Source organism: Microbulbifer thermotolerans (assembly GCF_001617625.1).
GTDB lineage: Bacteria > Pseudomonadota > Gammaproteobacteria > Pseudomonadales > Cellvibrionaceae > Microbulbifer > Microbulbifer thermotolerans.
Map to the genome: position 1 here is coordinate 2339720 of NZ_CP014864.1, position 15281 is coordinate 2355000.

11 protein-coding genes, 2 rRNA genes and 1 riboswitch (1 of these 14 cut by a window edge) are annotated in these 15281 nt (G+C 55.7%); of the genes, 1 reads left to right on the forward strand and 12 read right to left on the reverse strand.

What is annotated here, in order from left to right:
• The 7 genes from A3224_RS09905 to thiC form a co-directional block, all read right to left on the reverse strand.
• Positions 1–372, reverse strand: coding sequence for a c-type cytochrome (locus A3224_RS09905; protein WP_231902349.1), 372 nt, complete (start codon positions 370–372; stop codon positions 1–3).
• Positions 369–1130, reverse strand: coding sequence for a HesA/MoeB/ThiF family protein (locus A3224_RS09910; RefSeq protein WP_067153950.1), 762 nt, complete (start codon positions 1128–1130; stop codon positions 369–371). Before A3224_RS09910 ends, A3224_RS09905 begins: the two co-directional genes overlap by 4 nt.
• A complete protein-coding gene (thiE, locus tag A3224_RS09915) occupies positions 1124–2668 on the reverse strand; it encodes a thiamine phosphate synthase (protein WP_067153955.1) in 1545 nt (514 codons plus the stop codon). The genes A3224_RS09910 and thiE overlap by 7 nt, the downstream gene beginning before the upstream one ends.
• A gap of 10 nt (positions 2669–2678) precedes the next feature.
• On the reverse strand, positions 2679–3485 hold the full coding sequence (locus A3224_RS09920) for a thiazole synthase (RefSeq protein ID WP_082817612.1): 807 nt from the start codon (positions 3483–3485) through the stop codon (positions 2679–2681).
• 8 nt (positions 3486–3493) lie between these two features.
• Positions 3494–3694, reverse strand: coding sequence for a sulfur carrier protein ThiS (thiS, locus tag A3224_RS09925; protein WP_067153961.1), 201 nt, complete (start codon positions 3692–3694; stop codon positions 3494–3496).
• Positions 3694–4770: a glycine oxidase ThiO gene (gene thiO, locus A3224_RS09930; RefSeq protein WP_231902350.1), complete on the reverse strand. Its 1077-nt coding sequence runs from the start codon at positions 4768–4770 to the stop codon at positions 3694–3696. Before thiO ends, thiS begins: the two co-directional genes overlap by 1 nt.
• A gap of 67 nt (positions 4771–4837) precedes the next feature.
• A complete protein-coding gene (gene thiC / locus A3224_RS09935; protein ID WP_067153966.1) occupies positions 4838–6748 on the reverse strand; it encodes a phosphomethylpyrimidine synthase ThiC in 1911 nt (636 codons plus the stop codon).
• A gap of 85 nt (positions 6749–6833) precedes the next feature.
• Positions 6834–6932: riboswitch (TPP riboswitch) on the reverse strand.
• A 249-nt stretch (positions 6933–7181) separates the two neighbouring features.
• Between thiC and A3224_RS09940 the strand changes: the two genes are divergently transcribed.
• Positions 7182–8108 (forward strand): SGNH/GDSL hydrolase family protein, encoded by a 927-nt coding sequence (locus tag A3224_RS09940; RefSeq protein WP_067153968.1) that lies wholly within the window; start codon positions 7182–7184, stop codon positions 8106–8108.
• Between the two features lie 53 nt (positions 8109–8161).
• On the opposite strand, the gene A3224_RS09945 is transcribed toward A3224_RS09940, so the two are convergent.
• From A3224_RS09945 to A3224_RS09965, 5 genes are all read right to left on the reverse strand, one after another.
• Complete coding sequence (locus A3224_RS09945) at positions 8162–9739, reverse strand: thioredoxin domain-containing protein (RefSeq protein WP_067153970.1); 1578 nt, start codon at positions 9737–9739, stop codon at positions 8162–8164.
• 227 nt (positions 9740–9966) lie between these two features.
• Positions 9967–11334 carry a sulfoacetaldehyde dehydrogenase SafD gene (gene safD / locus A3224_RS09950; RefSeq protein ID WP_067153972.1) on the reverse strand — a complete coding sequence of 456 codons (1368 nt, stop codon included), beginning with the start codon at positions 11332–11334 and terminating at the stop codon, positions 9967–9969.
• 11 nt (positions 11335–11345) lie between these two features.
• A complete protein-coding gene (locus A3224_RS09955) occupies positions 11346–12095 on the reverse strand; it encodes a sulfite exporter TauE/SafE family protein (protein WP_067153974.1) in 750 nt (249 codons plus the stop codon).
• A 178-nt stretch (positions 12096–12273) separates the two neighbouring features.
• A 5S ribosomal RNA gene (gene rrf, locus A3224_RS09960) occupies positions 12274–12389 on the reverse strand.
• Positions 12390–12593: 204 nt separating this feature from the next.
• A 23S ribosomal RNA gene (locus tag A3224_RS09965) occupies positions 12594–15281 on the reverse strand (it continues 191 nt past the right edge of the window).

Genomic DNA, 15281 nt, shown 5'->3' on the forward strand with positions numbered 1-15281 from the left:
TTAATCCACTGGAGAGTTGGCCATATAGCGAATCAGATCGGCGAATTGCGCCTCGCTGCAGTCAAAGCATAGCCCCCTTGGCGGCATTGCCTGATATCCGTTGATTGCATTGGCAACCAGCGTGTCCATGCCCTTGGCCAGGCGCGGCGCCCAGGCGGCGGTATCACCGGTACGCGGCGCACCGCTGACACCGCTGCCGTGACAGCTGTGACAGCTGCGCAGGTAGATCTCCCGGGTCGCCATAACGCTCATTTGCCCACCTCCGGACACATCGGCGACCCGTTGGCTTCCGGTCGCCCCATCCTCCTGTGAGCACCCCGCAGCAATACCCACCAGTGCCAGCGCGGTCAAACCTTTTGCAATTCGTTTCACGATCGTTGATTCTGCCCGCATACGGGACAGTCATTATTACCTTGTACTTGCAACGGCCGCAACTCCAGAGTTTCCGCCTCAAATAAATGCAGCCGCGCCAGACTGGCCACGGGGAGACCGAGCAACAACTTGAGCGCTTCCAGCGCCTGCATGCTGCCGATCACCCCCAGTGCCGGACCTATGACACCGGCGCCAGCGCAGTTCAGCGGTTCCCGCTGCTGCCGGGGCGGAAACAAGCAGGCGTAGCAGGGCGAGCGGCTGGTGGAAAAGTCAAAACTGATCAACTGCCCGGAAAAACCACGCACCGATGCCATCACCACTGGCCTCCCGACTTCGCGGCAAACCTGGTTGATGCTATAGCGGGTCTCCAGGTTGTCAGTGCAGTCGAGCAGCAAGTCCACCTCCGCTACCCTCTTTCGCAACCAGTTCTGGTTCGCCATATGAGGATGGGCATGTACCCGGATTTCCGGGTTAGCCGCGGTCAGTTGCCGTGCCGCCACCTCTGCCTTGGGTTTCTCCCGGTGGTTGACTTTGTATAGGATCTGACGCTGCAGGTTGGATACTTCCACCTTGTCACCGTCCACCAAGTGGAGTTCCCCCACACCGGCAGCGGCCAGATAGAGTGCCACCGGGCTGCCGAGCCCGCCCAGCCCAACCACCATCACCCGCGCCGCGGATAGTTTTTGCTGCCCGACCTCCCCCACTTGAGGCAACATAATCTGGCGACTGTAACGCTGCAATTCTTTCCGGCTCAGCATATGCAAGGCCCCATCAACGTCTGGAATTGCTCGACCGCACGTCGGTAGTCATCCGCCTTGGTAACGGCGCTGACCACCGCGATACTGCCCACTCCAGTCGCCAGTACCTCCGGTGCCCGGGCACGGTTGATACCGCCGATGGCGACCAGAGGGTACTCCGGCAGAAGCTCGGCCATGCGCGCGAGCTTTTCGGTTCCCTGCAGCTGGCCACCCATGTCTTTGGTATCAGTGGCGTATATCGCTCCAATCGCCAGATAGCTTGGGCGATAGCGGTAGGCGAGCAGTAATTCGTAAAATCCGTGGGTGCTGATGCCCAGTTTCAGACCCGCGGCCTTGATCGCGGCGAGATCGGCGCAGCGCAGGTCCTCCTGTCCGAGGTGCACGCCGTAAGCATCACAGTCGATTGCCAGCTGCCAGTAATCGTTGATAAACAGACGCAGCTGGTATTTCTTGCCAATGGCCACGGCGCGCTGCACCTGTTCGCGGAGGTTTTCATCGGGATTCTTGATCCGCAACTGCAGGGTACGCACCCCCAGCGCCGCGAGTTTCTCCAGCCAGGCCACGGAATCCACCACCGGATATAACCCCAGTGCGGTGGTATCCGGTGTGGCAAATCCCTGCACAAAAGCGCCTTGCCAGGAATTGTCTGTGTAGGCATAGGCCGCCGCCCGGCTCTCAGTCGGCAGCAATATCTCCGGGTAATCCCGCAGCTCAGATGGCCAGCCGCAGTGACCCACCGGGGCGATACCGGAACCGGTGCCCGCGCTCCCCAGTCGCAGCCCCCGCTGTACATAAGCCTTGGCCACTACACAGGCATCCCGCAGCGGATAGCCCCGGGCAAGGCAGGCGGCGATGGCGGAAGACAAGGTACAACCGGTGCCGTGACTGTTGTTATTGGCAATTTTTTTCCCGATAAACCAATCGACGTCATTGCCGTCCCACAGCAGATCGGCGACTTCGCCGTGCACAAGTTCGCGGTGACCACCGGTGACCAATACAGCACCGCAACCACGGTCGCACAGTCGCCGCGCGGCCTTTATTCTCTCTCCGGCGTCGTTTGCGGCGGCGCGGACCAACCACTCCAGTTCATGCAGATTGGGCGTGACAAGATCACACAGCGGCAATAAATGATCGACAACGGCTTCGCCAATATTGCCCTCGGTCAGCGTCCCGCCACTACTGGCCACGGCCACCGGGTCGTAGACCACGGGAATTTGCTTAACCTTCAACAGCGCCCGTAAAAATTCTGCGACAAGTATGACCTGTTCGGCGTTGGCGAGCAGTCCGATTTTGATGGCCGCGGGAAAGAGGTCGCGACGCAGTGCGTCCAGCTGCGATGCCAGTACTTCCGGTGCCACCGCATTTACGGCGGCCACCTCCAGTGTGTTTTGTGCGGTGTTGGCCGTGATCGCGGTACAGCCGTGGCACCCCATATCGGCAAAGGTCAGCAGATCGGCCTGTATGCCAGCCCCGCCGCCGGAATCACTGCCCGCAATGGACCAGACAATGGGCTTTTGCCCGGGAGAAGTCGCTCGCATAAATCGCCAATCAATCCTGCTGTGTCTTATCTACCTGCTGCCAGAAAGGCATATCCAGGGTCGGGGTGCTGGGGCTTGCGGTCTGGCGCTTCACCATCAGACCGGCCCTATATGCTTCGCGCCCGGCCTGTACAGCGAGGCGGAAAGCCCGCGCCATTTGTACCGGGTCCTGAGCCTTGGCAATGGCGGTATTGAGCAGCACGGCGTCGTAGCCCATCTCCATCGCTTCCGCCGCCTGCGAAGGCGCACCGACACCGGCATCGATAATCAGCGGTGTATCCGGCAGGCGTTCGCGCAGTGTCCTCAGGTTGTATTTGTTCAACAGCCCCTGTCCCGTGCCGATCGGTGCCCCCCAGGGCATCAGTACTTCGCAGCCCGCGTCGAGCAATTTGCGGCAAACAACCAGGTCGTCGGTACAGTAGGGCAGTACTTTAAAGCCGCGTATTACCAGTTCTCTCGCGGCCTCAATCAGGCCGTAGGGATCCGGCTGAAGATTGTAGTCGTCGCCGATCACTTCCAGCTTGATCCAGTCGGTCTGGAAAATTTCCCGCGACATCTCCGCCAGAGTAATCACCTCCCGCGGGGTTTTGCAGCCAGCGGTGTTCGGCAACAGCCAACAGCCGGATTCGCGGATGTAATCCCACAGCATTCTGCCCTGCCGCTGCTGCGGGTTTTGTCGGCGCAGGGACAAGGTAATAATTTCTGCCCCCGATTCGAGTACGGCTTCGCGCATCACTGCCGGCGATGGATAAAGGGCGGTACCGACCAGTAAGCGGCTGCCAAAAGCCCTGCCGTAGAGTTTTAATGGATCGCTCACAGCTAGCACTACCCCCCGACCACCGGCGCCACCACGTCCAGGGTATCGCCGTCTTGTATTTGTGTACGCGGATATTCCGAGCGCGGTACAAAGTCGCCGTTGACCGCCACTGCGAATGTCTCTCCGCTGTATTCCATCTGCTGCAGGAGGCTGGCCAGATCCGGGGAACCTTCAACAATCCGCGCCTCACCGTTGACGAAAATCCGCATCAGACTTTCTCCCCATTGATTTGTTGTTCGATTCTCCGCTCTACCTGTTCCACCAACGCCGGTGCCAGCAAATAACCGTGACGGTAAAGGCCATTGACGCACACCAGCCCCGACTCACTGTGGAGATAGGGCATATTGTCCATGGTGGCCGGGCGGCAGTTGACCCGGGTTTCCACAATGCGCGCTTCGGCGAAGGCAGGGTGTAGCGAGTAGAGTGCGGAAGAGAGCTCCATCGTCGAGCGCACGGATATCGGAGACATATCCTCGCTCTCGATTTCGGTGGCGCCAATCACCGTGCGGCCCTCTTCCCTGGGCACCGCGTAGAGCTGATAGCGCGGGTGCAATAAGCGCACAGGCCGGTGCAGAGCCACCTCGCTGGTTTCCACCACCATCACTTCTCCGCGCACACCGCGCAGCCCCTTTACCCGTTCCCCGGCGCCCAGTCCGCGACAGTCGATCACGCAGTCGAACTCCTCGCGTCCCCTATCACTATTGACTGCAAAGGGCTCACACTCCACCGGAGATTGCTCAATCAAATGCACGCCCTGGCGACTTATCTCGCGCAGTAAAAGGGGCAGCAGGCGGCGGTTATCGATATCGCCTTCATTACGCAAGTAAAGCCCCTGCTCGAAGTGTTCCAAGGTCGGCTCAACCTGACGCAGTTGTTCCGCATCGAGTTCTTGCACATAGGCGGAGACTTCGCCATTCAGCTTACCCTGCAATTCGCGCCGGAATTGCAGTAGTTCGCTTTTATCCTGCCTATGCGCCACCAACAGACTGCCTGCATTGCGAAAACAAACCGACTGCCCGGTATGCGTCTCGATGGTATTCACCCAATCCCGCCAGAGAGCCAAACTACGCGCGCCTAACTCGTAGATTTCCCGGCAGCTGTGCACCAGCTCTGACAAGGGTGCAATCATGCCGGCCGCAGTCCAACAGGCACCGCGGGGGAGTGAAAATTCGCGCGCTTCGTACAAGGTGACATCGAATTGCTGCGGCGGCAGACGCCAGGCCAGCAGGCGGCCCATAAGACCGCCGCCAGCGATAGCAATTCGGGGAAGCCTGTTTTTAGTCACAAGTGTTTTCCGTCAATATTTATGGAATGAGTGGACTGCAATCCAGTGTGAAAACCGCAAGCCGCCGTCACCCCTTGTGATACAACTCGCTTCCCATATCCTTGAATTTGACCGCCATTTCTTCCATGCCCTTTTCCGCCTCCTGTTTGGCGGCGTAGTCGCGCACGTCACGGGTTATTTTCATGGAACAGAATTTCGGACCGCACATGGAGCAGAAGTGGGCGACCTTGCCGGATTCCTTTGGCAGGGTTTCGTCGTGATAGCTGCGCGCACGCTCCGGGTCCAGGCCCAGATTGAATTGGTCTTCCCAACGGAATTCGAAGCGGGCTTTGGACAGTGCGTGATCGCGCTGCTGCGCGCGGGGATGCCCCTTGGCCAAATCGGCCGCGTGCGCAGCAATCTTATACGCCATCAACCCTTCCTTGACATCCTCCTTATTGGGTAACCCCAGGTGCTCCTTCGGGGTCACGTAGCAGAGCATGGCGCAACCGTAGCTGCCGATCATGGCCGCCCCTATACCGGAGGTGATATGGTCATAACCGGGGGCTATATCCGTTGTCAGTGGGCCGAGGGTATAAAATGGCACGCCGTGGCAATGCTTGAGTTGTTCGTCCATATTTTCCCGGATCTTGTGCATCGCCACGTGCCCCGGTCCTTCGATCATGGTCTGTACATCGTGCTTCCATGCGATCTCCGTCAGCTCACCAAGGGTGCGCAGCTCGGCAAACTGGGCTTCGTCATTGGCATCGGCAATAGATCCCGGACGCAAGCCGTCACCGAGACTGAAGCTCACATCGTAAGCCTTCATAATCTCGCAGATTTCTTCAAAATGCGTGTAGAGAAAATTCTCTTTATGGTGGGCAAGGCACCACTTGGCCATGATAGAACCACCGCGCGAGACGATACCGGTCAGGCGCTTCGCCGTCAGCGGCACATAACGCAACAATACACCGGCGTGAATCGTGAAATAATCCACGCCCTGCTCTGCCTGCTCGATAAGGGTATCGCGAAAAACGGCCCAGTTCAGATCTTCGGCAATACCACCTACTTTTTCCAGAGCTTGGTATATGGGTACAGTGCCGATAGGCACCGGTGAGTTGCGGAGGATCCACTCGCGGGTTTCGTGGATGTTGGCACCGGTGGAGAGGTCCATCACCGTGTCGGCGCCCCACTTGATCGCCCAGACCAATTTCTCTACCTCCTCTTCAATTGAAGAAGTGACCGCAGAATTGCCAATATTCGCGTTCACTTTGCAGAGAAAATTTCGGCCGATAATCATCGGCTCTAATTCCGGATGATTGATGTTGGCCGGAATAATTGCACGGCCCTCGGCGACTTCTCGGCGCACGAATTCCGGCGTAATCTGCTCCGGAATATAGATGCCTTCACGAGCTTTTTTGTAATGGGACTCATCCAGCGCATCGGCAATACGGGCACGGCCCATGTTCTCGCGGATGGCGATATATTCCATTTCCGGGGTGATGATGCCGCGGCGCGCATAGTGCATCTGCGATACGTTCAGGCCCGCCCTTGCCCTGCGCGGCGACGGCAGATTTTCAAAGCGGATATGGTCCAGTCCTCGGTCAGCGAGCCGCTGCTGGCTGTAGGCAGCCTGACGGGAATTCAACGGTTCCGTATCTCCACGCTCGTCAATCCAGACTTCGCGCAATTTCGGCAATCCCTTACGGACGTTGATGCGGCAATTCGGATCTGAGTATGGCCCCGAGGTATCGTACACCTGCAGTGGCGCATTGGGTTCCAGCTGTGGATTCTTTTCATCGCCACCGACAATACTGTCCGCCAGGCGGATCTCGCGCACACCCACGCGAATATCCATCCTGCTGCCCTCCAGATAAATTTTGTGGGAATTCGGGAAAGATTGGGCGGTAAGATTTTCAAGGAACGATTTGGCGGAATCCCGGCTGGCGGCGCGGGAAGGCTTTGCGGTAAGGCCTGCTTGTTCGCTGATTTCTGACATTTTGCCACCTGTAGCTTACGTAAAATTGACAACGCAGCGCCCAGGGGCAGACAGACAGAGAAAAGCCGCATTTTCTGCAACCAATACGACTTCAGACCTTGTTCCCTACGCGGGGGTTACCCCGATCAGGTTCAACGGATCTCGCGACAGCGATCTCAGCCCGCAGGCACTCCGACAAGTAGAGCCGGAGTATAGTGGATGCCCCACCTATTGAACAAGTCGCCTCGACACAGATTCTCCCACACTTGATAGCTGTTGTATTTAGCGACCAAACTGAAACACAAGTCAAAATCCGGATAACTGACCTTTGAGTCTGCTATTTTTGCGTAGGCCCCTCTCAAAGCAGGGAGTTACACTGCCAGACGTTCACCGTAGTACACAACAACCGGAATCAACAATAAGCGAACTGGAAAAGCCGAAAGGGAGAACAACAATGTTAAAAAAATACGGTGTATTCATAGCGGTATTCCTCAGCCTGACATCAGCCAGCTCCATTTCCGCGGCCCCCGACAAAGCGGTAGCCGCGGGTGACAGCATTACCATGGGCTTCGGCGCAGACTGTACGCGCAACCGCTATTTTTGGGATCTTTTCTGCCTCCTGGGGGGGGATCAACCAGAGCACTCTTGGTTTGACGGCTGGGATAACTCGGTGGAAAGCGTGCATGACAAGTACAAGACCATAGCTCCGGGTATTACCGCCAATAAAGACGCGGCCGAATCAGGTTCCGAAATGCGCGGCGGCAGCAATAATTTCTCAACCCAGGCTGACGAGATACTTTCCCAGACAACCCTTCCCGACCATGTGGAAGTCATGCTCGGCGGCAATGACATCTGTAACCGAGACTGTGTCGATCCGGCCAACTGTGACAACCCACTCTACACCGACAGCGAGTGGCGCTCCGCCGTCCAGGCCGGTCTGGACAAGCTGGTAAACGGCCTGCCCAGTGGCTCGACGGTACTATTGGGCTCGGTACCAAGGGTGCAGGACCTGCGTGCAGCGGGTCTGGATAAAGAGGCATCGGATTCCGGTGTGCGTTGCGAAAATGTCTGGTCCACTTTCAGCATCTGCCGTATCGCCACCAACGGCGGCACCATGAACGGCGAGGATTTTGCCACCCGCTACGCTGGAATCAACGCAGCCCAAAAACGCTACAATGAAATCCTCGCCGAGGAAGCAGCCAGTTATAATGGCATCAATGGCGTTGAGGTGGTGGCCGAGTATAACGGAGAGGAAAATCTCAATGCCGGCACCTTCCAATTCAGCAAGGATGATATTGATGGAGGAGATTGCTTCCACCCCAGTATTCAGGGGCAAAACATTGTTGCTGATCTGCTCTGGAGTGGCAACCCTGATACCTGAGCCTTAACCCAGCCAAATACGGTGAACCCGGGGCAGCAGACTAGCGGCCCCGGTCAATCCTCACTGTTCCCCTCTTCATCACCACCGTTATCAGCGCCCTCCTTCTCGAAATAACCCCGCTCTTCGACAACGTATTGCAGACGGTGCGGAAGTCCATTGCGCATAAATACCACATCAACTATCTCACCACTGGTGAGTGCATCCCAAAGGCTATTCTGCCCGCTGTGCACCCAGGTGTCATTTACGCGCAGCAGTACATCCTTATCCTGAAAACCCAGCGCTGTGAAAAATTCATTATCGGCAATCCCTTCCAGTCGTAACAGCTGGTGCCCTTCCACTTCCAGTTCTGCCGCGACAAATTTCTTCTCTAACTCAGCGCGATTCTGAAGTTGCTCTTCCAGCCACTTTTGCCCCAACGGCAGTACCGCAGACGGCTCAATAAGTTTACGGCCACTCTCCCCCATAGGCTGCTCTATACGGCGCCGAGTCTCTTCGTCCCGCGCTCTCGTCAGGGTGAGAGGTACCCTATCACCCGCCTTTCCGCGCAACACCAGTTTTTCCGTCGCTCCCCGGTTATCGAGCAACACGTACGCGCGGGAAATCCCCTGCAAGCTTACTCCGGGTACAATCGTGTCTCCTTCCCGGTATTTCTGCGCCCGCTCCGCCTCCACTTGAATCAAGGCGTGGGAATTTTCTTTGATTTCGGACAGGCTGATCCCCACCAGTGTCAGGGGCAAAGCCGTTGGCGGCAGGTTTTCATCGCGCTGCAAGGCCCAGGGATGCTGCTGCCCATCGTTAACCCCCAAGCGGCTCAGCTCTTCCTTCACCCAGTAGGCGTAGTGTTCATACGGCTGGAGGCCTTTGATATAGAGGCCGTTGATAAAGACGATAGGCACTTTCCTCAGGCCAACTTCGGAAGCGAATTGCATATCCGTTCGAACCTGATCCCGTTGAAGTTTCTCCCGCAGACACCCTTGAAATGCCTCCAAATCCAATCCCGTTTGTATCGCCAATTGACGGTAGGCTTTAGTACCAAGTTCACCGAGGTAAGCATAGAGTCCATCCTGATAGCTCCATAGAGTGCCCTGCGCTTCAGCGCAGCGCGCTGCCACCGCAGCGGAGATGCCCTCTCGGTGAAACTTCAACGGCAGATCGTACAGAACCAGCTTGACCCAGCCGGCATAATCGGTAGTCAGCTGGCGCAGTACAGGCTGAATGGATTTACAGTGCGGGGATTGATAGGAGCAAAAAACGGCAATGGTGACCGGGGCCTCCGGATTGCCGCGCGGAGTGCGACTGTTCTCCGGCAACACTATACGCGGTGGCTGCGGCGGTGATAAAAAAATTTCGAGGGCACCCTCACTTTCGCCCCCACTCCGGTGAAGGATTTCCGAAATTCCCTTCAGGCGCAGCTGATATGCCGCCACGGCAAGATCGTGCAGCTCCAGCTTAAGAGCGTCATCCAACTCTGCCGCGGTTATTTCCCGCGTAGCGGTACGAGCAACCACCACATCTTGCCCGGTAGTGTCGTCCTGTACGGCGGCTTTGTTGTGCGATTTAGAACAGGCGGAAAAGCACAGGACAAACAAAAAAAACAGCGGCCACCACAGTGTAACTTTCAGGTTTATCATGGCTTTATCGTTGTTGTTGACGACTACGCCATGCTATCAGCAAGCCACCCGAGAACAAGGCAAATCTGGTATCCAACCGACTGGAGACACTCAAAGTGAGAAATGCTTTTCAACTCCGGCGGGTAAATTCTCTTTCTGTGCGTGGCGCCCTGCGCGAATCACGCGCACCGGCGTTAATTAGCCATTGCAAGACATAGCGGCAGCGCGCCCAAGGTGCGGTCACAGGACTACAGCACCAGGGTTTTCTGTATGCTCATCTCCCGTATCGCATACCGGACCCCTTCCCGTCCTATTCCACTTTCTTTTACGCCACCAAAAGGAAAGTGCTCGGCGCGGAAACCGGGGCCGTCGTTGACTGCCAACAGACCGACATCGAGCCGGTTAAACAGCTGTTTGGCCAGTAGCAGGTCGCGGGTAAAGACCCCGGCCTGCAGGCCAAAAGAAGACACATTAACCAGGGAAACCAGTTCATCCACGGTATCAAAGACACGCAGTGGGATAACTGGTCCAAAGGTTTCTTCCGCTACCAATTCTGCATCATCAGGCACGTTTTCTAGCACAGTCGGCCAAACAATATTGCCCTCTCGCCGGTTCCCCACAAGCACCCTTGCGCCATTTTCTATAGCTGAATTGATTCGCGCTTCCACTTGACCCGCGGCGCCAGCGTGAATCAGAGGGCCGACAAAGGTATCCTCCTCAGTGGGGTCTCCAACTTTCAGCTTTTCCGCCGCCAAAATCAGTTTGTCGCGAAAGGCATTATAAATTTGTCGGTGTACAAACACACGCTTAGCGGCAGTACAGCGCTGGCCTGCTGTGGCGAAACGTTGATTGATTGCTGCCGAGACCGCTCTATCCAGGTCGGCATCCTGCATCACGATCAGCGGATCATTTCCTCCCAGCTCAAACAATAGTTTTTTATAACCGGCCCGGGCGGCAATCGCTTTGGCCGCAGCGGTGCCCCCGGTGAAATTGATCGCGTGCACCTGCGAATGGGCGACCGCATAGCCGGTAGCATCAATATCGGGAATCACCATTTGCAGTACGGACTCATCCATCCCGGCAGAATAGCAAAGCGCCACAAAAAACTCCGCGGAACGCTTATTCTGAGGCCCCGGCTTGAACAGTATCGTGTTCCCTGCCGCAAAGGCCGGACCGATCTTATGCATGGCGATATTAATAGGGAAGTTAAATGGAGTGATACAAAGTACTGTGCCCAGCGGTTTCCAAAGTACAATACCAATTTTCTCCCGCTGGGGTGGAAAGGAGTCGGAGTCAAGCGCTTCACCATTTATTGCCCGAGCCTCCATGGCGCAGGCCAACGCAGTGTTATAGGCCCGATCGATCTCTACCCTGCTATCACTGATAGTCTTGCCCGTTTCCTCCGTAATCAGCTGTGCCAAGTCCTCTTTCCGCTCAAGCAGTAATTGCGCCAAGCACATCAGTATATTCGAGCGTTCATAAGCTGGGACCTCATGCTGTAGCGCCCTGCCAGCGGCCAGCGTCGTGAGAGCCCTGTCGATATCCTGCTCGGAAGCAAAGTGGTACGCCTCGATCAAATTACCGGTGTAAGGATTTATAATCTGATAGTCCGCCATCACGCCCTCATTTAGACAGTGACCAGTTGATAAACAATGCGCAGGCCTGCAACTAACAGGGCCGCCCGCATCAATTTAAAAAACAGCCCGCTGTTTAAGCGATCCAACAGTGCGATACCGACGCGGGTTCCCACCACTGCGGCGACAGTCAGAAGCAATATCAGCAGCCAATAATCAGAAAAGGTGAAGCCAATATAAATAAATGCCGGAATCTTGAGCGCATGACACCAGGCCTGCATCGCCGATTTACTGGCCACCACTTCCCTAGGGTGTAAGTCTCTTCGTACAAAAAACGCAGCCAGCAAAGGGTCTACCGCACCAGCCAGGATGCCGAGAGAACCAGAGGCCGTTCCAACCCAAAAATAGTGGCGGGGTGCAAGTCGAATCTCCGGCAGCCTTGCAGGCTTAAACACTGTGTAAAAAACCAGCAATGCCAACAAAAGCAGCGGCAACTGTTGCCACGCGAGATTGGCCATTCCCATTGTGATAACCGCGGAACCCAGGGAGCAGCCGACGAAAAATGGCAGACATAAATCCCAGCGAATATACCTGCGAACATAATAGACACGTGCAAGATTATTTATCAGCTGTACAGCGCCGTGAATAGGAATCAGTATTCGCAGAGGGATAGCAGTATTCAATGCCGCAAACATCAGTACGCCACCAGCCCCGCCGGCTACCGCGGAGATAAATGCACTGACGGCACAGGCCAGCAACAAAAGTGCCAACGCCAAACTGGAAATGTCCCCCAGTTCCGCCAAAACAGACCTCTTTGTTGGAGTAGTAATCGGAGCAGTCTATTGGTGGATAAGTCTCAAACCCAGTATTCGCGGGTCCGAAGCCGGTTAAATAAGGACACTTCGGACTGATCTGAGCCTAATGACAGAGGATTTCGGGCATAAAAAAAGGCCACCCAGTTGGGTGGCCTTTCGATTTGGCGCCTGACGATGACCTACTCTCACATGGGGAAGCCCCACACTACCATCGGCGATGTTGCGTTTCACTTCTGAGTTCGGCATGGGATCAGGTGGTTCCACAACTCTATTGTCGTCAGGCAAACTGGCTTGGGTGGCTCCGGTCTTATGAGCTTTTGCTCTGCCTTGCCGTTTGGCTGCCCGTTTGCCTCGCTGATCGCTCAGCGCTGACAGCCAACCCAAATAAGTCGGTGAAACAAACTGTAGTAATACACCGCAAGTCTCTGTGCGTCTCTTCACACAATCCAACAGCTTTCGCTTGTCGTCAGTAACCATCTCTGTTGTATGGTCAAGCCTCACGGGCAATTAGTACTGGTTAGCTCAACGCCTCACAACGCTTCCACACCCAGCCTATCAACCTGGTAGTCTTCCAGGGCCCTTCAGGGGACTCAAGGTCCCAGGGAGATCTCATCTTGAAGGAGGCTTCCCGCTTAGATGCTTTCAGCGGTTATCCCGTCCGAACATAGCTACCCGGCAGTGCCACTGGCGTGACAACCGGAACACCAGAGGTTCGTTCACTCCGGTCCTCTCGTACTAGGAGCAACTCTTCTCAAATCTCCAACGCCCACGGCAGATAGGGACCGAACTGTCTCACGACGTTCTAAACCCAGCTCGCGTACCACTTTAAATGGCGAACAGCCATACCCTTGGGACCGGCTTCAGCCCCAGGATGTGATGAGCCGACATCGAGGTGCCAAACACCGCCGTCGATGTGAACTCTTGGGCGGTATCAGCCTGTTATCCCCGGAGTACCTTTTATCCGTTGAGCGACGGCCCTTCCATTCAGAACCGCCGGATCACTATGACCTACTTTCGTACCTGCTCGACATGTCTGTCTCGCAGTCAAGCGCACTTATACCATTATGCTCATTGCATGATTTCCGACCATGCTGAGTGCACCTTCGTACTCCTCCGTTACTCTTTGGGAGGAGACCGCCCCAGTCAAACTACCCACCATACACTGTCCTCGATCCGGATCACGGACCTGAGTTAGAACCTCAAACATGCCAGGGTGGTATTTCAAGGATGGCTCCACGAGAACTGGCGTCCTCGCTTCAAAGCCTCCCACCTATCCTACACAAGCAGGCTCAAAGTTCAGTGCAAAGCTGTAGTAAAGGTTCACGGGGTCTTTCCGTCTAGCCGCGGGTACACTGCATCTTAACAGCGAGTTCAATTTCACTGAGTCCCTGGTGGAGACAGCGTGGCCATCGTTACGCCATTCGTGCAGGTCGGAACTTACCCGACAAGGAATTTCGCTACCTTAGGACCGTTATAGTTACGGCCGCCGTTTACCGGGGCTTCGATCAAGAGCTTCGCTTACGCTAACCCCATCAATTAACCTTCCGGCACCGGGCAGGCGTCACACCCTATACGTCCTCTTACGAGTTTGCAGAGTGCTATGTTTTTAATAAACAGTCGCAGCCACCTGGTCACTTCGACCGGCCTCAGCTCGGGGAGCAAGTCCCTTCACCAAAACCGGCGTACCTTCTCCCGAAGTTACGGTACCATTTTGCCTAGTTCCTTCACCAGGGTTCTCTCAAGCGCCTTGGTATTCTCTACCTGACCACCTGTGTCGGTTTCGAGTACGGTTCTCTATTGCCTGAAGCTTAGAAGTTTTTCCTGGAAGCAGGGCATCAACCACTTCGCTCTCTTAAAGAGAGCTCGTCATCAGCTCTCAGCCTTAGGGACCCGGATTTGCCTAAGTCCCCAGCCTACTACCTTAAACACGGACAACCGATCGCCGTGCTGGCCTAGCCTTCTCCGTCACTCCATCGCAGCAATAGCGAGTACAGGAATATTAACCTGTTTCCCATCAACTACGGCTTTCGCCCTCGCCTTAGGGGCCGACTAACCCTGTCCCGATTAGCGTTGGACAGGAACCCTTGGTCTTCCGGCGGGGAGGTTTTTCACCCCCCTTGTCGTTACTCATGTCAGCATTCGCACTTGTGATACCTCCAGCCAACCTCCCGATTGACCTTCAACGGCTTACACAACGCTCCTCTACCATGCCCGAAGGCATCCGCAGCTTCGGTTACCAGTTTAGCCCCGGTATATCTTCCGCGCAGGCCGACTCGACTAGTGAGCTATTACGCTTTCTTTAAAAGATGGCTGCTTCTAAGCCAACTTCCTAGCTGTCTGGGCCTTCCCACATCGTTTCCCACTTAACTGGTATTTGGGACCTTAGCTGGCGGTCTGGGTTGTTTCCCTTTCCACGACGGACGTTAGCACCCGCCGTGTGTCTCCCGCGATTGCACTCCTCGGTATTCGGAGTTTGCATGGGGTTGGTAAGTCGGGATGACCCCCTAGCCCAAACAGTGCTCTACCCCCGAGGGTGAGACGCGAGGCGCTACCTAAATAGCTTTCGAGGAGAACCAGCTATCTCCCGGCTTGATTAGCCTTTCACTCCGACCCACAGGTCATCCCCTAATTTTTCAACATTAGTGGGTTCGGTCCTCCAGTTGATGTTACTCAACCTTCAACCTGCCCATGGGTAGATCGCCGGGTTTCGGGTCTATTGCCTGCAACTAAACGCCCTATTAAGACTCGATTTCTCTACGGCTCCCCTAGTCGGTTAACCTTGCTACAGACAATAAGTCGCTGACCCATTATACAAAAGGTACGCAGTCACCCCGTAGGGCTCCTACTGCTTGTACGTATACGGTTTCAGGTTCTATTTCACTCCCCTCTCCGGGGTTCTTTTCGCCTTTCCCTCACGGTACTGGTTCACTATCGGTCAGCTGGGAGTATTTAGCCTTGGAGGATGGTCCCCCCATATTCAGTCAAGATAACACGTGTCCCGACCTACTCGATTTCACTCTAAATGCCTTTTCGTGTACGGGGCTATCACCCTGTATCGCGGAACTTTCCAGATCCTTCCACTAAGACATTTAAAGCTTAAGGGCTGCTCCCCTTTCGCTCGCCGCTACTCAGGGAATCTCGGTTGATTTCTTTTCCTCCGGGTACTTAGATGTT